General features: G+C 72.0%; 19 protein-coding genes. 12 read left to right on the top strand and 7 right to left on the bottom strand.

The annotated features are described in order from the left end of the window. Positions 1-8 precede the first annotated feature (8 nt). From DEJ12_RS01130 to hemL, 7 genes are all read left to right on the top strand, one after another. Positions 9-239: a DUF3618 domain-containing protein gene (locus tag DEJ12_RS01130; protein ID WP_071404475.1), complete on the top strand. Its 231-nt coding sequence runs from the start codon at positions 9-11 to the stop codon at positions 237-239. Positions 240-307: 68 nt separating this feature from the next. Then, positions 308-1,075: a hydrogen peroxide-dependent heme synthase gene (gene hemQ / locus DEJ12_RS01125; protein WP_181433011.1), complete on the top strand. Its 768-nt coding sequence runs from the start codon at positions 308-310 to the stop codon at positions 1,073-1,075. Continuing rightward, positions 1,072-2,304 (top strand): ferrochelatase, encoded by a 1,233-nt coding sequence (locus DEJ12_RS01120; protein WP_110863600.1) that lies wholly within the window; start codon positions 1,072-1,074, stop codon positions 2,302-2,304. Before hemQ ends, DEJ12_RS01120 begins: the two co-directional genes overlap by 4 nt. After that, positions 2,301-3,353: a hydroxymethylbilane synthase gene (gene hemC / locus DEJ12_RS01115; RefSeq protein ID WP_258370464.1), complete on the top strand. Its 1,053-nt coding sequence runs from the start codon at positions 2,301-2,303 to the stop codon at positions 3,351-3,353. The genes DEJ12_RS01120 and hemC overlap by 4 nt, the downstream gene beginning before the upstream one ends. A gap of 258 nt (positions 3,354-3,611) precedes the next feature. Further along, positions 3,612-4,193 (top strand): uroporphyrinogen-III synthase, encoded by a 582-nt coding sequence (locus DEJ12_RS01110; protein ID WP_258370465.1) that lies wholly within the window; start codon positions 3,612-3,614, stop codon positions 4,191-4,193. Beyond that, the gene (hemB, locus tag DEJ12_RS01105) at positions 4,190-5,245 is read left to right on the top strand and encodes a porphobilinogen synthase (RefSeq protein ID WP_258370466.1); all 1,056 of its coding nucleotides are present in this window, start codon (positions 4,190-4,192) and stop codon (positions 5,243-5,245) included. Before DEJ12_RS01110 ends, hemB begins: the two co-directional genes overlap by 4 nt. Continuing rightward, positions 5,242-6,573 (top strand): glutamate-1-semialdehyde 2,1-aminomutase, encoded by a 1,332-nt coding sequence (gene hemL, locus DEJ12_RS01100; RefSeq protein ID WP_111028754.1) that lies wholly within the window; start codon positions 5,242-5,244, stop codon positions 6,571-6,573. Before hemB ends, hemL begins: the two co-directional genes overlap by 4 nt. A 48-nt stretch (positions 6,574-6,621) precedes the next feature. Here the strand turns inward: hemL and DEJ12_RS01095 are convergent, their stop codons facing one another. The 6 genes from DEJ12_RS01095 to DEJ12_RS01070 form a co-directional block, all read right to left on the bottom strand. Then, the gene (locus tag DEJ12_RS01095; protein WP_111028753.1) at positions 6,622-7,215 is read right to left on the bottom strand and encodes a hypothetical protein; all 594 of its coding nucleotides are present in this window, start codon (positions 7,213-7,215) and stop codon (positions 6,622-6,624) included. 99 nt (positions 7,216-7,314) lie between these two features. After that, the gene (locus tag DEJ12_RS01090) at positions 7,315-8,112 is read right to left on the bottom strand and encodes an ABC transporter ATP-binding protein (RefSeq protein WP_111028752.1); all 798 of its coding nucleotides are present in this window, start codon (positions 8,110-8,112) and stop codon (positions 7,315-7,317) included. After that, on the bottom strand, positions 8,109-9,431 hold the full coding sequence (locus DEJ12_RS01085; RefSeq protein ID WP_111028751.1) for a hypothetical protein: 1,323 nt from the start codon (positions 9,429-9,431) through the stop codon (positions 8,109-8,111). Before DEJ12_RS01085 ends, DEJ12_RS01090 begins: the two co-directional genes overlap by 4 nt. 3 nt (positions 9,432-9,434) lie before the next feature. Beyond that, the gene (locus DEJ12_RS01080; protein ID WP_111028750.1) at positions 9,435-10,103 is read right to left on the bottom strand and encodes a GntR family transcriptional regulator; all 669 of its coding nucleotides are present in this window, start codon (positions 10,101-10,103) and stop codon (positions 9,435-9,437) included. A gap of 91 nt (positions 10,104-10,194) precedes the next feature. Next, on the bottom strand, positions 10,195-11,172 hold the full coding sequence (locus DEJ12_RS01075) for an MDR family oxidoreductase (RefSeq protein WP_111028749.1): 978 nt from the start codon (positions 11,170-11,172) through the stop codon (positions 10,195-10,197). A 296-nt stretch (positions 11,173-11,468) separates the two neighbouring features. Then, positions 11,469-12,497 carry a 6-phosphofructokinase gene (locus DEJ12_RS01070; RefSeq protein ID WP_111028748.1) on the bottom strand — a complete coding sequence of 343 codons (1,029 nt, stop codon included), beginning with the start codon at positions 12,495-12,497 and terminating at the stop codon, positions 11,469-11,471. Between the two features lie 73 nt (positions 12,498-12,570). Here DEJ12_RS01070 and DEJ12_RS01065 point away from each other — a divergent pair, with 73 nt between their 5' ends. Beyond that, positions 12,571-13,536 carry a DNA-3-methyladenine glycosylase gene (locus DEJ12_RS01065; RefSeq protein ID WP_111028747.1) on the top strand — a complete coding sequence of 322 codons (966 nt, stop codon included), beginning with the start codon at positions 12,571-12,573 and terminating at the stop codon, positions 13,534-13,536. Between the two features lie 105 nt (positions 13,537-13,641). On the opposite strand, the gene DEJ12_RS01060 is transcribed toward DEJ12_RS01065, so the two are convergent. Then, a complete protein-coding gene (locus DEJ12_RS01060; protein ID WP_111028746.1) occupies positions 13,642-14,499 on the bottom strand; it encodes an NAD-dependent epimerase/dehydratase family protein in 858 nt (285 codons plus the stop codon). A 72-nt stretch (positions 14,500-14,571) separates the two neighbouring features. On the opposite strand from DEJ12_RS01060, the gene DEJ12_RS01055 reads away from it, so the two are divergent. From DEJ12_RS01055 to DEJ12_RS01040, 4 genes are all read left to right on the top strand, one after another. Continuing rightward, on the top strand, positions 14,572-14,904 hold the full coding sequence (locus tag DEJ12_RS01055; RefSeq protein ID WP_111028745.1) for a hypothetical protein: 333 nt from the start codon (positions 14,572-14,574) through the stop codon (positions 14,902-14,904). Positions 14,905-14,956: 52 nt separating this feature from the next. Next, complete coding sequence (locus DEJ12_RS01050) at positions 14,957-16,321, top strand: hypothetical protein (protein ID WP_111028744.1); 1,365 nt, start codon at positions 14,957-14,959, stop codon at positions 16,319-16,321. 89 nt (positions 16,322-16,410) lie between these two features. Further along, a complete protein-coding gene (locus DEJ12_RS01045; RefSeq protein WP_111028743.1) occupies positions 16,411-16,938 on the top strand; it encodes an AAA family ATPase in 528 nt (175 codons plus the stop codon). 119 nt (positions 16,939-17,057) lie between these two features. Next, entirely contained in the window at positions 17,058-18,134 is a 1,077-nt protein-coding gene (locus DEJ12_RS01040) for a TerC family protein (RefSeq protein WP_111028742.1), read from the top strand. Positions 18,135-18,141: the final 7 nt, after the last annotated feature.

Genomic DNA, 18,141 nt, shown 5'->3' with positions numbered 1-18,141 from the left:
GAGGAACCGTGACCGACCCGCACGACGATCTCGCTGCTCGCGTCGCCGCGACCCGCGCCCAGCTGTTCGACACCCTCGACGCGATCGAGGACAAGCTCAACGTCCCGAAGCAGATCGGGATCGCGGCGTCGAAGTTCAAGCGCGGCCTCGACGAGAAGCCGGTGCCCTACCTGGCCGGTCTCGCAGCCGGCGTAGCGGTGGTCGGGGGTATCGTCGTGCTGGTGCTCCGACGGCGGTAGACCGCCCGAGCGCGGTCCACCGGATGCGGGGCGGCCAACACCCTGGCAACCGATAGGACAATGGATCCATGAGCTCCGACGCGCCCACGAACACCGGGCCCGTGCCCGCGCACGACCACCCCCACACGGAACCCGCCGAGACCGGTCACCCGGACTCCGGGATCGACCCGAACCTGCTGACGGCCTACGCCCTCTGGGCAGTGTTCCGCCGGCCCCTCGGTCCGGTCCACCGCGTCGGCGACGACGCCGTGTCCGAACTCGACACCGTGATCGCCAGCGCCGCCGAGCGCGGGGTCACGATCCGTGGCTTCTACGACGTCTCGGCCTTCCGTGCCGACGCCGACGTCATGGTCTGGTTGCACGGCGACGACGCGCAGGCCATCCAGGCCGTGCTGCGCGAGATCCGTCGCACCGGCCTCTTCCAGGACGCCGAGCCGGTCTGGCACGTGATGGCCATGCACCGCGAGGCCGAGTTCAACAAGCGGCACACCCCCGCGTTCCTGCGCGGCAAGGACCCCGAGGCGTGGATCACGGTGTACCCGTTCGTCCGCTCCTACGAGTGGTACCTGCTGCCGGAAGAGGAGCGCTCGAAGATGCTCCGCGACCACGGCATCGCCGGTGCGAAGTACCGCCGCGTGCTCACGAACACCATCGCGACCTTCGCCCTGAGCGACTACGAGTGGATCCTGCCGCTCGAGAGCCCGGACCTCGTCGACCTCGTCGACCTGATGCGCGATCTCCGCTACACCGAAGCGCGCATGCACGTGCGCGAAGAGGTCCCCTTCTTCACGGGTCGTCGCGTGACGACCGCCGAACTCCCGGAGGTGCTGTCATGACCGACACCAGCATGATCACGAACGGCCAGGTCCTCGCCGCCACCCCCGCGGCGGCGTCCGGGCCCGAGCACGTCGAGACCCCGACCGCGTACGACGCGATCCTGCTCGCCGGCTTCGGCGGCCCCGAGGGCCAGGACGACGTCATCCCCTTCCTGCGCAACGTCACCCGCGGCCGCGGGATCCCGGACGAGCGTCTCGAAGAAGTGGCGCACCACTACCGCCACTTCGGCGGCGTGAGCCCGATCAACGCGCAGAACCGTGCGCTCAAGGCCGCGCTCGAGGCCGAGCTGGCGTCGCGCGGCATCGACATGCCGGTCCTCTGGGGCAACCGCAACTGGGAGCCGTACCTGGAGCAGGCCTTCACCGAGGCGGCGGACAAGGGCTACACGAAGCTCGTCGCCATCGCCACGAGTGCGTACTCGTCGTTCTCGAGCTGCCGGCAGTACCGCGAGGACTACGCCCGCGTGCTCAACGAGACCGGTCTGATCGACACCATCCAGATCGACAAGGTCCGCCAGTTCTTCGACCACCCGGGCTTCGTCCGCCCGTTCATCGACGGCGTCCGCGACGGCATGGCCCGCGCGATCGCCGAGAACGAGGGCCTCGACGTCGCGACCGAGCTGCAGGTGCTCTTCTCGACGCACTCCATCCCCTCGACCGACGCCGCCCGCTCGGGCCCCGACTACCGCGGGTTCGACGAGCACGGCGCGTACGAGGCGCAGCACCTCGCCGTGGGCGAGGTCGTCCTCGACCAGGCCTGGGCCGAGCTCCTCGAGCAGCCCGAGCACGCACACCTGCAGGGCACGTCGAAGCCCGCCTGGAAGCTCGTCTACCAGTCGCGCTCCGGCCCCCCGACGCAGCCGTGGCTCGAGCCCGACATCAACGACTACATGAACGAGGACCTCAAGGGCGGCCCGACCCGGGCCGTGCTGATCGTCCCGCTCGGCTTCGTCAGCGACCACATGGAGGTCATGTGGGACCTCGACGAGGAAGCCACCGAGACCGCCGGTGAGCTCGGCTTCTGGTCGCTCCGCACGCAGACCCCCGGCATCGACCCGGCCTACGTGTCCGGTCTCGTCGACCTGGTGCTCGAGCGGGTCAACGGCACGCCGAAGGCCGAGCGTCCGCACATGACCGACATCGGCCCCTGGTACGACGTGTGCCGTCCGGGGTGCTGCGAGAACGTGCGAGCGGGGTTCAAGCCCGCCGCCGCGGGCGTCGCTCCGTGACCGACACGACCGTGAACGACCCCAACACGGCGTCTCCCGACGGCCCGACCCCGATCCGGCTCGGCACCCGTGCCAGCCGGCTCGCGGTCGCGCAGTCGCAGGACGTCGCCGACCGCCTGGCGAAGGCGGCCGGTCGGCCCGTCGAACTCGTCACCGTCACGAGCGAGGGCGACACGAACCGTGCCTCCCTGGCGTCGCTCGGCGGCACCGGTGTCTTCGCCAGCGCCCTGCGTGAAGCCCTGGTCGCCGGCGAGGTCGACGTCCTCGTGCACTCGCTCAAGGACCTGCCGACTGCGCCGTACCCGGGCCTGACGATCGGTGCCGTGCCGAAGCGTGCGGACGCCCGTGACGTCCTCGTCGCCCGGAACGGCGCCACCGTCGACACCCTGCCCGAGGGCGCGAAGGTCGGCACCGGCTCGCCCCGTCGTGCCGCGCAGCTCCGTGCGCAGCGCCCCGACCTCGATGTGGTCGACATCCGCGGCAACATCGACACCCGCCTCGGCCGGGTGGACGACGACCTCGACGCCGTGGTGCTCGCCGCCGCCGGCCTCGGGCGCATCGACCGCCTGTCGGCCGCCACGGAACTGCTCGACCTCGGTTTCTGGCCGAGTGCTCCCGGACAGGGTGCGCTCGCGGTGGAGATCCGCTCGGACGAGACCGACCGTGGGCTGCTCGCCGCACTCCGCAAGATCGAGCACGCCCCCACCCGCCTGACGGTGACGGCCGAGCGCGAGGTCCTCGCCAAGCTCGAGGCCGGCTGCTCCGCCCCGATCGGCGCGACGGCCGTCGTGGACGCCGAGCTGCTGCTCGTGTCCGCGACCGTCTACCGCCCCGACGGCACCGAGTACCGCACCGCGTCGCACGCGGCCGTGCTCGACGGCTCGGCGCAGGAGCGTCTCGACGAAGCACTCGCGGTCGGTGGCCGTGTGGCGACCGAGCTGCTCGAGAACGGCGCCGCTGACCTCGCCGACCTGGCGACCACCGTCGCCGAGGACACCACGGACGGGCCGTACACCGCGGGCCCCGGCCTCGCGACGCCGGCCGAGTAGGCGGTCACCACGGAACCCTCCACCACCGCGACGGACGAGGCGCGACCCCCGGTCGTCCTCGTCCCGCGTGGCGGCGCGTGGGGGGACCGGGTCGCCGAAGCGGCGCGGGCCCGTGGGCTCGCCCCCGTCGTCGTCCCCCTCATCACGGACGCTCCGCCGTCCGACCCCTCCGCGCTCGACGCTGCGGTCTGCCGCCTGGTCGCCTCCGGGGCGGCCGGGAGGCTCGGATCACCGGATACCGTCGGTGACCGGACCCCTGTGGCTGGTTACGCATGGGTGGTGGTCACCAGTGCGACGGCCGTGACGGTCCTGTCGGAACGCGTGGCGGGCCTCCCGGCCGGGGTGCGCGTCGCCGCGGTCGGCGAGCCGACCGCCCGTGCCGCGCGCGCTGCGGGCTGGGTCGTCGACCTGGTGCCGGACGAGACGTCCGCAGCCGGCCTGGTGCAGGAGTTGCCGGACACCGACGGCACCGTGCTGTTCCCCCGCTCCGAGATCGCGGCACCCACGCTCGTCGACGGCCTCCGGGCCCGCGGCATCGACGTGGACGACGTGGTCGCGTACCGTACCGTGGGGACCGGCGACGAGCCGATCACCCTCGAGACGGCGCCCGCTGCGGTGCTCGTGACGAGTGGCAGCGTCGCCCGCGAGATCGCCCGCCGGATGACCCCGCTCGACCCCCGCACCATCGTGGCCTGCATCGGCCCCGGGACCGCGACCGACGCCCGTGCGGCCGGACTCCCCGTGCACGCCGTCGGAGGCACCCGGTCCGCAGAAGCCCTGCTCGACGCCGTCGTCGAGGCACTGAACCCAACCACCCCCCACCAGGAAGGTCACCCGTGACTGGACGCTTCCCCCAGGTCCGCCCCCGTCGGCTCCGCGCCACCCCCGCGATGCGACGACTCGTGGCCGAGACCCGGCTCCACCCCGCCGAGCTCGTGCTGCCGATGTTCATCCGCGAAGGCGCGACCGACGCCGTGGACATCTCGAGCATGCCGGGGGTGCAGCAGCACTCCCTCGACTCGTTCCGCCGCGCGCTGGTCGACGCCGCATCGGTGGGTGTGGGTGGCGTGAACCTGTTCGGCGTCCCGACCACGAAGGACGCGGAGGGCTCCGGCGCGACCGACCCGGACGGGATCCTCAACGTGGCGATCCGCGTCGCTCGGCAGGAGGTGGGGGATGCCCTCGTGGTGCAGTCCGACCTGTGCCTCGACGAGTTCACCGACCACGGACACTGCGGTGTGCTCGCCGCCGACGGCTCCGTCGACAACGACGCCACCCTGCTGCGCTACCGCGACATGGCGGTCGCACAGGCCGAAGCCGGTGCCGAGCTGGTCTGCATGAGCGGCATGATGGACGGCCAGATCGCCGCCGCACGTGACGCCCTCGACGGCGCCGGGCACAGCGGCACCGCGCTGCTCGCCTACGCCGCCAAGTACGCCTCGGCGTTCTACGGTCCCTTCCGCGAGGCCGTGTCGTCGTCACTCGTCGGCGACCGCCGGACGTACCAGATCGACGCCGCGAACGGTCGGCAGGGGCTCCGCGAGGTCGAGCTCGACGTCGACGAGGGCGCCGACATCGTGATGGTGAAGCCGGCGATGAGCTACCTCGACGTGCTCGCCGAGACCGCTGCGACCTCGCCCGTCCCGGTCTGGGCGTACCAGATCTCGGGCGAGTACGCGATGATCACCGCAGCAGCGCAGAACGGGTGGATCGACCGCGACGCCGCCGCGATGGAGTCGCTCGTCGGCATCAAGCGCGCCGGTGCCGACGCGATCCTGACCTACTTCGCCGTCGACATCGCGCGGAAGCTCAACGAGGGAGCGGGCCTCCGCACCTCGGGCAGCACCGCGGACGTCGCCGGCATCGCCTCGACCGGGAAGGCCCCCGAATGACCACGAACGACCAGCTCTTCGGCCGTGCCAAGAACGCGATCCCGGGTGGCGTGAACTCCCCGGTCCGCGCCTACGGGTCGGTCGGCGGCACCCCGCGGTTCCTGGTGTCCGCGAAGGGCGCCTACGTCACCGACGCCGAGGGTCGCGAGTACGTCGACCTCGTCGCGTCGTGGGGTCCCGCGATCCTCGGGCACGCCCACCCCGGCACGGTCGAGGCCGTGCAGCAGGCCGCCGCGCGCGGACTGTCGTTCGGGGCGTCGACCCCGGGGGAGACCGAGCTGGCCGAACTCGTGAAGCAGCGGGTGTCGGTGGACGGCGACGGCCCCATCGAGAAGCTCCGCATGGTGTCGACCGGCACCGAGGCGACGATGACCGCGATCCGGCTGGCCCGCGGCTACACCGGTCGTGACCTGCTCGTGAAGTTCGCCGGGCACTACCACGGGCACTCGGACTCCCTGCTGGCCGAGGCCGGCTCGGGCGTCGCGACCCTGGCGATGCCGGGCAGTGCGGGCATCACCGCCGAGACCGCCGCGCAGACCCTCGTGCTGCCGTACAACGACCTCGACGCCGTCCGCCGGGCGTTCGACGAGCACTCCGAGCGCATCGCCGCCGTCATCGTCGAGTCGGCCGCCGCGAACATGGGCGTCCTGGCACCCGAGCGCGGCTTCAACCGTGCCCTGGCGCAGATCACCCGGTCGCACGGGGCGCTGCTCATCGTCGACGAGGTCCTGACCGGGTTCCGCGTCGGCGCTGCCGGCTGGTGGGGACTCGAGGCGTCCAAGGTCGTGCCGGACGGCGCCGGGTGGAAGCCCGACCTCATCACGTTCGGCAAGGTCATCGGCGGTGGCATGCCCCTCGCCGCACTCGGTGGACGGCGCGAGGTCATGGACTTCCTCGCCCCGCTCGGGCCGGTGTACCAGGCGGGCACCCTGTCGGGGAACCCGTTGGCCGTCGCCGCCGGCATCGCCACGCTGCGGGCCGCGACGCCGTCCGTGTACGAGTCGCTGAACGGTACCGCTGCCGTCATCTCCGCGGCCACGTCGGAGGCCCTGTCGGCCGAGGGCGTCGCCCACACCGTGCAGCGCGCCGGCAACCTGTTCTCGTTCGCGTTCACCGAGCAGGCACCGCGGAACTACGACGACGTGCGGGCGCAGGACGTGTTCCGCTACGCGCCGTTCTTCCACGCGATGCTCGACGCCGGGGTGACCCTGCCGCCGAGCGTCTTCGAGGCGTGGTTCGTCACGGCCGCACACGACGACCGTGCCGTCGGACGGATCCTCGACGCCCTGCCCGCGGCCGCGAAGGCTGCTGCCGCCGCGACCGTGTGACGGGCGCGGAGGCTGCTGCCGCCGCGCCCGCGTGACGGGCGTCGGGGCTCAGGAGCAGTCGGCCTTCGTGAAGGTCGTGTCGACGGTCTTCGACGAGCCCTCGAACTTGTACGTGTACCGCATGTCGACGTCCTCGTCGAGGAGCTTCTTCGTCTCGCTGTTCGAGCAGAGGTTCGGCCCGACGGCGTCGCGGATCGCCCCCTCGGTGATCGAGGCCGGATCGACGTTCGACGACACCGTGTAGTCGTAGTGGATCGCGGCGCCCTCGGCCTCGATCCCGGTCCACGTCGTGACGGAGTCGACCTGCTTGGGCAGGTCGCTCTGCTCGCGGATCTGCTCGACGGCCTTCGAGACCTTCTCTTCCGTGGAATCGCTGAAGGCCGCGTTGAGGCCCTGGCGGACGAGGAACGCCACCACCACGGCGACCACGACGCCGAGCACCGAGATCAGGACGCGCTTGCCACGGGACGACGACGACTTGGGCGGGGGTGCGTAGGGAGCGGCTCCGGCGGGGGCTGCCTGGGCGTACGGCTGGCCGGCGGGCTGCTGCGGGTACTGCTGGCCGTTCGGCTGGCCGGCGTTCGGCTGCCCGTCGTTCGGCTGCGGCTCGGACCCCGGGTAGGGCGGCGGCGTGTTCGTCATGGTTCCCCCTGGTGACGGTCCGCGGCGTGACACCGTGGTGCGGTGCCGGGTCCCTCCCCGACACGGGCCGCGGACACTGAACGGCCATTCAAGCACGCGTCAGGCGGATCGGCGTGCCGCCCAGCGCCCCTCCGCCCGCAGGATCGCGAGCGGGAAGTCGAACGCGTGCGACACCGCCGACGACGTGATGACCTCGTCCGAGGTTCCCTGGGCCACGACGGCACCGTCGCGGAGCAGCATCGCGTGCGACGTCGAGGCCGGCAGGTCCTCCAGGTGGTGGGTCACCATGACGCTGCCCAGCTCGGGATGCCGGTGCCGCAGCGCGTCGACGGTCTCGAGCAGGTGCTCCCGTGCGGCGACGTCGAGCCCGGTCGCCGGTTCGTCGAGCAGGAGCAGCTTGGGTTCGGACATCAGGGCACGGGCGATGAGGGCGCGTCCCCGCTCACCCTGCGAGAGCACCGGCCAGCGGGCGTCCCGTCGAGCGGTGAGTCCGACGTCGGCGATGTGCTGCTCGGCCAGCGCGACCTGCTCGGCCGAGGGGTCCCACCGCATCATGAGGTCCGTCGTGCCGGTCAGCCCGGTCAGGACCGTCTCGAGCACCGTGAGCGGCGAGAGCATCCGGTGCCGGGGGTCGACGTGGCCGATGTGCTCCCGGAGTTCGCGGACGTCGACGCGTCCGAGCCGGCGGCCGAGGACCTCGACCGTGCCGGCGGTGGGGTGTCCGGTCGCGCCGAGGACGGCCAGCAGCGTGGACTTGCCGGCGCCGTTCGGTCCGAGCAGCGCCCAGTGCTCCCCGCGCCGGACGGTCAGGTCGACGTCGTGCAGCAGGTCGCGGCCGGAGCGCGTGACGCGGACCCCGGTGGCGTGGATCAGGACGTCGTCGTGCGGGGCGGTCATGACCCCATCGTGCCCCACCGGGCCGTGACGTCGTCCACGTGCGCCCGTGCGACGTCGACGAACCGGCGGGCCGCGGCCCGGGCGGCACCGACGTCTCCGCTGCCGGCCGCTGAGTCGAGCGCCAGCCAGAGCGCTTCAGCGTCCCACTGCCGGAACGCCGGGGCCTCGGGCAGCGCGTAGGCGAGCCGGGCCATCGAGAGGCGCAGGGCCTGACGGGTCCACCGGTTCCCGGACTGCTCCGACAGGAACCGCGTGACGGCGAACGCGCTCTCGGTGTACCGGTGGTCGCGCACCTGGCCGTCCGCACGCGCCCGTTCGACGAGCGCGCGGAACTCCTCGAGCGCGGGTCCCCGCAGGCCGGGCAGGACGTGGACGGCACCGTGCGTGAAGACGCCGGGGAGCAGTTCCATGGTGTCGCGCCAGGTCGCGAGCGTCGGTTCCACGACGCGGTACCGACCGCCGTCGTCCTCGACGAGCCCGAGGTCGTGCAGCCAGCGCAGCCCGTCGAGGACCTGCTCGGGTGGAGCACCGGTCCGTGTCACGAGGTCCTCGAGCGTGTGCCTGGACCCGACCGCCAATGCGTCGGAGCGGACGTCGCGGAGCAGGGCGCGGCCGACCGGGCCGACACGCTGTTCGGTGGTGTCGTCCGCCGAGCGGCTCGTCCGCGGGACCCCGACGTTCCGCCGGTGGATCTCGAACAGCCCGTCGATGACCTCTGCCGCGGTGGTCGCGACTGCCGGGTCGCCGGTGCCCACGGCACGGCCGGTGGTCACGAACCACGCGTGCACGTCGTGGACCGACCAGGTCTGGGTGGGGACGCGTGCCCATCGCATCCGCTCGAACGCACGCAGGCCCAGGCTGCGCACCAGGGTGTTCGGGGAGTGCTCGAACCAGAACTGGCAGGCGGCGGAGAACGCTGTCGGGTACTCCGGCAGCCGGAGGGCAGCGGTGGTGCGAGCCCGCGCGACCCGGCGATCGAGCTCGGCGTGCAACTCCGGGGTGAGCGCCGGGATCGTCGCGCGGAGGGCCGGGCCGACCAGGGACACCCAGAAGTCCAGTGTGTCCGAGAGGTCGGCGTCCGAGAGCTCCTCGTACCACCACGTGCCGTCCGGGCCCCGGGACAGGATGCCGAGGTCCTCGAGCCGAGCGGCCGCTGCACGGACGCGGCCGCGGGACGTGCCCCACTCCCAGCTCAGTGCGTCGAGGTCGACGGCCACGGGCCCGCGGGGGCCGGTCCGGACGTGGGCGAGCAGGGACGCGTAGGCGTCGTCGTTCGCCGCCGCCCAGGGGTCGGCGTCACCCCACTCGCCGGCGACCACGGGTCAGCCGCGGTCGGCGCGGACCGCCTCGATGTGCTGTTCGAAGTTGCGAGTGAGGGCGCGGCCGGCCTCGGCAGCGCCTTCGCCGTCGCGCTCGGTGAGTGCTTCGCGCAGGATCGAGAAGAACGCCTCGGACCCGTACTGCTCGAACGCCGGCGTGGGGTTGAGTGTGAAGCGGACCCGCTCCATGGCACCGACCGCGGCGTTCTGCACCAGAGGGTTGCCGGAGTGCTCGACCGCGAACTCGATGATCTCGTTGAGGGCGCCGCTGAAGCCGTAGTCCCGCACCTTGCGCATGCGGTCGGCCTTGTCGAGCAGAACGGTGAGGGCTTCGACGTCCTCGTCGCTGTACTCGGGGACGCCCCAGCGCAGGCTGAGCTCGAAGAACCCGGCGGTCGCGCGGGTCGCGGTGACCCAGTCCTCGAAGGTCGGGGTGGCGACGCGGGTGTACCGGTTCGCCTCCATCTCGACCAGGCCGATGTCGACGAGCTTCGCGATCGCCTCGCGGATCGGGGTGCGACTCACACCCAGCCACTGGACCAGCTCGTCGTCGTTCAGGCGCTCGCCGTGCTGCAGTGTGCCGTCGCGGAGGGCCGCGAGCATCTTGTCGTACACGACGTCGCGCAGGAGCTTCCGGGGAGAGCTCTCCACGGTGGACTTGGGGACCGGCATGTCATCTCCTCGAGGACGAAATCGACACTCGAAATCCTAGCGTGCCAATATGCAAACGTTTGCTAAATGAATCGCTCGAAAGCACGCCGGATCAGCCCGTGACGGCGACGACCGTCCGTCCGTGCACCCGTCCCGCGACGACCTCGGCCCCCACCGCGATGGCCTGCTCGGGCGTCACCGTGCGGGTGACGTCCGCCAGGAGCGCCGCGTCGAGGTCGGTCGCCAGGCGGTCCCACGCCCGACGACGGAGCTCGAGCGGGGCGTCGACGGAGTTGATCCCGAGCAGCGACACCGACCGCAGGATGAACGGCAGCACGGTCGTCGGCAGTGCGGAGTCCTGCGCCAGCCCGCACGCTGTGACGGCACCACCCCACCGGGTCGATGCCAGCACGTTCGCCAGCGTGGCCCCGCCGACGCTGTCCACCGCTCCGGCCCAGGTGGCACGCTGCATCGGCTTGCCCGACTCGGACAGGGTGCCGCGGTCGACCACCTCGGTGGCCCCGAGCCGGCGGAGCGAGTCCGTGTTGGCCGCGCGACCGGTCGACGCCGTGACCCGGTACCCGCGGGCCGCGAGGAGTGCGATCGCCACGGTGCCGACCCCGCCGGACGCCCCGGTCACCAGCACCGGCCCGTCGTCCGGCGCGACGAAGCGCTCCAACGCCAGCACACTGAGCATCGCCGTGAACCCCGCGGTGCCGATGGCCGCCGCGAACGAGTCGTCGATCGCCTCGGGCAGCACGACGAGCGACCCCGACGGCACCACGGCCTGCGTTGCCCAGCCCCCGTGCCGGGTCTCACCCAGGCCGGCGCCGTTCAACACCACCCGGTCACCGATCGCGACCTCGTGCACGCCCGGTCCGAGCCCCGACACCGTGCCGACGACGTCGATCCCCGGCACCAGTGGGTCGAGCCGGGCGACACCAGGGTTCCGCGCGAGGGCGAGGCCGTCCTTGTAGTTGACGCTCGAGTACGTGACGTCGACGAGGGCCTCACCCTCGGCCGGATCCGGCAGGTCGACGTCGGTGACGGTGGGCGGGGCTGCACTGGACACGAGGACGGCGCGGGTCATGCGCCGGACGCTACCCGGGCCTCCCGGCCTTCGGTCCGTTCTTTCCCAGAACGCGCGCGATGCCTGGTGGATTCGGGCGTACCGGGGCGGAACATCCGACCAGGTACGCCCGATTCGACGAGGTACGCCCGATCTGACCCGGCGCAGAGTCGGCGGGCGCCTCGGCTGCCCGTTCTTTCCCAGAACGCGCGCGATGCCTGGTGGATTCGGGCGTACTGGGTCAGAAGAACCGACGAGGTACGCCCGATTCGACCAGGTACGCCCGAAACAGCCCAGCCGCCCCAGCCCAGCCCCACTCAGCCGAACATGATGGCGGCCTCGTCGAACCGCGCCTGCGGCACCGTCTTGAGCTCGCCGAGCGCCTCCTCGAACGAGACGTGCTCGATCTCGGTGCCCCGCAGCGCCACCATCCGGCCCCAGCGCTCCTCGACGACCGAGTCGATCGCCGCCAGCCCGAGCCGGGTCGAGAGCACCCGGTCGTACGCGGTCGGCGTGCCACCGCGCTGGATGTGCCCCAGGGTCGTGGCCCGCGTCTCGATGCCCGTCATCTCCTCGATGAGCGGCGCGAGGCGCTCGCCGATGCCACCGAGTCGCGGCCGCCCGAAGGCGTCGAGCCCGCGCTCCGTGTGCGCCGTGTCCTCGTGGTCGGGGACGAAGCCCTCGGCCACCACCACGAGCGGCGCGCGACCGCGGTCGTAGGCGGCCCGCACCCACTTCGCGATCTGTTCCATGCTCGTCTTCTGCTCCGGGATGAGGATCGCGTGCGCGCCCGCGGCCATGCCGGAGTGCAGCGCGATCCAGCCCACGTGTCGACCCATCACCTCGGCGACCATGCAGCGCGAGTGCGACTCGCCCGTGGTGCGCAGGCGGTCCATCGCCTCGGTCGCGATGGCGACGGCGGTGTCGAAGCCGAACGTGTAGTCGGTCGCGCCCAGGTCGTTGTCGACCGTCTTCGGCACGCCCACGATCTTCAGGCCGGCGTCGGTCAGGCGCTTCGCAGCGGCCAGCGTGCCCTCGCCGCCGATCGCCACGATCGCGTCGATCCCGTGCCGCTGCAGGGTCGCGGAGATGTTCTCGAACCCGCCGTTGGGTCCCTCGAACGGGTTCGTGCGGCTGGTGCCGAGGATCGTGCCGCCCTGCTTCGCGATGCCCTGGATGTCCTTGCGGCCGAGCGGGACGATGTCGCCGTCGACCACCCCGCGCCACCCGTCGCGGAAGCCGACGAAGTCGTGTCCGTAGATGGCGATGCCCTTCAGGACGATCGCGCGGATGACCGCGTTCAGGCCGGGGCAGTCGCCTCCGGAGGTGAGGATGCCGATGCGCATGGGAACTCCGTCGTCGGGTGGTGGGGATCAGTGCCCATCATGACTGACGGTGGTTCCGCATTACCATCCCCGTGTGTCCCTGCTCGCTTCCGCCACCGTCGACGCCGCTGGTGCGTCCGGTGACGCGTCTCGCGTCGACACGGTGTACCGGCCTGGAGGCGCGGTGGACGTCGCGTCGACCCTGCGGCCCCTGCAGCGCGGCTCCGGCGACCCGGCCTTCCAGGTGGTCGGCGGCGTCGTGTGGCTCGCGCTGCGCACGCCCTCCGGCCCCGCTTCCGTGGCGATCCGGCGGGCCGGCGACACCATCGCGGTGTCGGCGTGGGGGAGCGGTGCGTCGTGGGCGGTCGAGCACGCCCCCGATCTGCTCGGACGCGGCGACGACTGGTCGTCGTTCGACGTCTCCGCCAACGAGTTCCTCGCCGCGGCACGACACCGACAGCCCGGGCTCCGGCTGCTCCGCACGAACACCGTCGTCGCGATGCTCGTCCCGGCGATCATGGAGCAGAAGGTGACCTCGCGGCAGGCGTGGGGCGCGTGGCGGTACCTGCTCCGTCGGCACGGCACCCCGGCGCCCGGTCCGGCACCCGCGGGCATGATGGTGCCGCCGGACGCTCGGACGTGGGCGCGGATCCCGAGCTGGGAGTGGCACCGGGCCGGCATCGAACCGGGGCGCTCGGCCACCGTGATGCGCGCCGTGAAGCTCGCGCCGGCACTCGAACGGACCCTGGCGCACGGGCGCGGTGGCGAGGTCGTCTCCACGAAGCTGCAGTCGATCCCCGGGGTGGGGCGGTGGACCGCCGCCGAGACCGCGCAGCGCTCCCACGGCGACCCGGACTCGCCGAGCGTGGGGGACTTCCACGTGCCGGCGCTCGTCGGGTGGGCGCTCACCGGTGCCCCGGTCGACGACGACGGGATGCTCGAGCTGCTCGAACCCTGGCGCGGGCACCGGGAGCGGGTCGTGCGGTTGATCGGTGGCTCCGGGTTCCGGAAGCCGTCGTTCGGGCCGCGGATCACGATCCAGGACCACCGCGGCCACTGAGCGCGTCTGTCGGGCGGGTGTGTGGGTCCGCAAAACACCGGTGTTCGCGCATTGCACACCGGCACGTGGGTGTTCGGAGTGCGAACACCGGTGTCTCGCGGGGCGTCAGGGGTGGCGTGTGCCCGCGCCGGCCAGCACCGCGCGGTAGCCCTCGCGGAACGTCGGGTACTGGGGTGCCCATCCCGTCGACCGGAGGAGCGCGTTCGACAGGCGCTTGTCGCCGCCGGCCTGCCGCGCGTCACCGTCACCCGTCGACGGCTCGGCGACGTCGAGTTCGTCGGCCAGGAACCGCAGCACGTCGTCCAGCCGGCTCGGCTCGTCGTCCGTCCCCAGGTAGAGCGGTGCCGGGTCCGGCAGCGCCGCCAGGTGCACGAGTGCGGCGGCGGCGTCGTCGCGGTGGATGCGGTTGGTGTGCGGTGAGGTACCCGGTGCCAGCCGTGCGGCACCGGACCGGACCTGGTCGATCAGTCGCTCGCGGCCGGGGCCGTAAACGCCCGACAGCCGGACCAGTACGGCGCCGGGAGCGCGCTCGCGCAGCAGGACCTCCGCCTCGACCAGGACCTCGGCGGTCGGGGTCGCACCGCGCGCCGGGGTCTCCTCGGTGACTTCGCTGCCGTCCGAGACGTCGTACACGGCGGTCGAGGACACGACGAGCACCCGCGGGTCGGCCTCCGAGGCGTCGATGCCGTCGAGCACGTTGCGCAGCCCGTCGACGTAGGTGGCGCGGTACTCGTCGACGTCGCGGCTGCCCGCGGCGAAGGCCACGACGACGACGCTCGTGTCGGCGGGTATCTCGGGGACCTCGTGGCGCAGGTCGACGCTCCGGCCGGTGATCGGTGCGGGGACCAGCTCGGCACGGCGGCGGAGTCCGATCACGCGGTGTCCCTGGTCGGCGAAGCGCAGGCCGGCTTCGGTCCCGAGGTCGCCGCATCCGGCGATGACGACTGTCGTGGAGTTGTGCACGGCTCGACCTTGGCACGGCCGGTTGGTGGTAGGCGGGGAAGCGCGCACATCGCAGATCACTAGGGTCGGCGCATGGGGCGGCAGCGGCGACGGGTGGTGCGTGACGTGGCGATCGCCCTGCCCCCGGTCGTCGAGATCGTGCTCGTCGTCGCCGGCTCGATCGTCTCCGTCGGAGCCGAGGGGGAGAGCGCGGAGTCGTGGGCGCCGTTGTCGTGGCCGCTGTACGCCGTCCTCGTGACGTTCCCGTTCGCGGTCGGCGCGCTCGTCGCGGCGGTGCGGCTCCGCGGACTCGAGGCCAGGACGCCGGCGATCTGCTTCGCTGCCCTGTCGGTGGCCGTGGGGGCCATCCCATTCGTCGGGATGCTGAGCGTCTTCGTACAGTTCTGGAGCGTCTCGTCTAGATGAGAACGGTTATCGTCTAGACGACCGTCATCCGACACTGCACCCCAGGAGCCCCATGTCCGCTCGACCTCCACGTCTCCTCCCCGCCCTCGTCCTCGCGGGGCTCGTCCCCCTCGTCGCCACCGCGATCGCCGTCCCCGCGTCGGCTGCACCCGCCGTGACGCGGACCGCCCACCACAGCTGGCTCGTCACGGCTGACCCGACGGCGAAGCGCGTGTACGTCAACGACGCCGTGACCGGTCGGCGCACCGCCACCCTGAGCGGGATCGAGTTCGGCACCCACGCGGGCTCCGTGCAGCTCGGCCACGGGCGGATCGCGTTCATGGACGAGTCGAAGCCGCAGCTCGACGTCCTCGCCATCGGCCCCCGCGGCACGGCGCACATCGCCCAGCACTACGCGATCCCCAACGCCGACAAGCGCTGGGAGCGTGCCGGCTGGCTGTCGACAGACACCGCACGCCGGCACCTGGCGGTCGGCTCCGACTTCGACGGCTCCGAGCGACAGCGGGTCACGGTCATCGACCTGCGGCGGAAGACGGAGCGCACCGCCCGGATCGACACCTCGGCGGTGCAGCTCGCCACGACGGGCAAGCGCGGCACCGAAGAGGTCGAGACGTTCCTGGTCGGCAGCCCCCTGCGCCTGGTCGTCACCGCGGGCGGACGCCTCGACGCCTACTCCGTCTCCGCGATCATGCGCGGTGCGACGCACCCGCGCCCCGTCGCGACCACGCCCCTCGGCGCGTACCCGCACGGCCCGATCGTCAACGCCACCGGGACGGTGATCGGCTCCGACCTCGCCGCCGGCGTGCAGACCGTGCGGGTGACGCGGACCGGCTTCACGGGCTCCCGGTCCGTCGCGTACCCGAAGCCGAGCGTGCAGAGCTACCGCCCCCGCATGGCGCCGGACGGGACGACCGTGGTCGGCACCCAGGCCGGTAGCACGGCTGCCGGTACCCCGTGGAACGCCGTCCCCGCGTACCTGACCACCTCGTCGACGTCGTCCAGCAGGATCGGCAGCGTCGACCTCGGCACCGGGTCCTTCACCCGGGTCGCCGTCACCGCCCGGTTCGCCGCCGTCGCGCTGACGTCGGGCACCGGGGACTCGCTCGTCCTGGTGCGGAAGCAGGCCGACGGTGTCTACTCCGGCCCGACGACCTCGGTCGCGCTCACGCCGCTCCGCAAGGGGCCCGTCGCCGGACAGCCGGCCACCGGGGCGTCGGTGCGGTTCACCGCGGCGACCGAGGACGGCCGCAGCGTGTTCGTGACACGGGGCGACGAGGGGAAGATCACCCAGATCGACACCACCGGTGCGAAGCCGTCCATGCTCCGCACCATCACGCTGCCCACGGCGCTCGCCGGGGGTGGGTACCTGACGACGGTCGACTCGACGGTGGCCCCGTACGACCTCAGCGGTCGCTGACAGGCCGACCGACCGGCCGAACCGCTGACTGCCCGGCCGACCCCAGCCGCCGACCGCCCCTCGGGGTGGTCGGCGGCTAGGGTCCTGGTGTGATCGTCTGGTTGAACGGAACCCACGGGGCGGGCAAGACCACGACGAGCCGACTGCTCCAGCCGCTGCTGCCCGGCTCGCGGATCCTCGATGCCGAGAAGGTCGGCGAGGTGCTGATGGACGTGACGCCGGGGCTGCCGGAGAGCGACAACTTCCAGCACTGGGACCCGTGGCGGCCGCTCGTGGTCGAGACCGCTCGCCGGGTGCACGACTACGTGGGCGGGCCGCTCATCATGCCGATGACGGTCCTGGTCGAGGCGTACTGGCGTGAGATCGCCGCGGGGCTCGCGGACCACGGCATCCCGGTCCGGCACTTCGTACTGCACGTCGACGAGTCGACGCTCCGCGACCGGATCCAGAACGACCCGATCGTGGGGCCGTCGACGTTCCGGTTCGCGTACGTCGACGCCTACGCCGAGGCGGCTCGCGGCTGGCTGCACGCCGAGGCAGAGGTCATCGACGCGACCGAGGTCCCCGCCACCGAGGTCGCCCGGGCCGTCGCGGACGCGGTGACGTCAGCGCGCTGACAGCACGGCTCTGTCCGCCGCACGCAGCCCCCGGGTTCGCCACCGCCCGGATCATGCCGGAGACTGGTGCGGGTCGCTCACGAAGCTGCCCGCCCCACCACCAGCAAGGAAGGCTCCGCATGCCCGAGCTCCCCGTCGTGTTCGAAGTCGGCTCGATGATCGCCCTGGTCGCGATCCTGCTCGCCGACCTGCTCATCGTCGCGCGCCGCCCGCACGTGCCGACGCTGCGCGAATCCGGCATCTGGGTGGGCATCTACGTCGGGCTGGCACTGATCTTCGCGGTGCTCATGCTGGTCTTCGCCGGTGGCGACTCCGCCGGGCAGTTCCTCGCGGGCTGGCTGACCGAGTACAGCCTGAGCATCGACAACCTGTTCGTGTTCGTCATCATCATGGCGCGCTTCTCGGTGCCGAAGAAGATCCAGCAGGAGGTGCTGCTGCTGGGCATCATCATCGCGCTCGTGCTCCGCGGCATCTTCATCCTGGTCGGCGCGCAGCTCATCGAGAACTTCTCGTGGATCTTCTACATCTTCGGCGCCTGGCTGATCTGGACGGCGATCCAGCAGCTCCGCGGCGAGGACGAGGACGACCAGAACGACACCTTCATCGTCCGGCTGCTCCGCCGCCGGGTCCGTCTCACCGACACGTACGACGGCATGAAGTTCCGCACCCACCACGACGGTGTCCGGCACTTCACGCCGCTGCTCATCGTGCTCATCGCGATCGGCACCACGGACCTGTTGTTCGCGCTCGACTCGATCCCGGCGATCTTCGGCATCACCGAGAGCCCCTTCATCGTGTTCACCGCGAACGTCTTCGCGCTGATGGGTCTGCGCCAGCTCTACTTCCTGTTGGGCGGCCTGCTCGAGCGTCTGGTCTACCTGAAGTACGGCATCGCCGTGATCCTGGCCTTCATCGGCGTGAAGCTCGTGCTGCACGCGCTGCACGACAACGAGCTGCCGTTCCTGAACGGCGGCCACCACATCGAGTGGGCGCCGGAGATCAACACGTGGGTGTCCCTGCTGGTGATCGTCGCCGCGATGGCCGTGTCGACGCTGGCGAGCCTCGTGCGGATGCGCGGGGAGACCCCCGCGACCGACGACGGCGCCGTGACGGACACCGCGGACGACACAGCGGCGGACGACGACCGATCCGACCAGGACCGCGCCGACCAGGACCGCGCCCGCACCTCCGACTGAAACCCGT

The sequence above is a fragment of the Curtobacterium sp. MCLR17_059 genome (assembly GCF_003234665.1).
In the GTDB taxonomy this organism is placed as follows: domain Bacteria; phylum Actinomycetota; class Actinomycetes; order Actinomycetales; family Microbacteriaceae; genus Curtobacterium; species Curtobacterium flaccumfaciens.
This window is presented reverse-complemented; position numbering and strand designations above follow the sequence as displayed.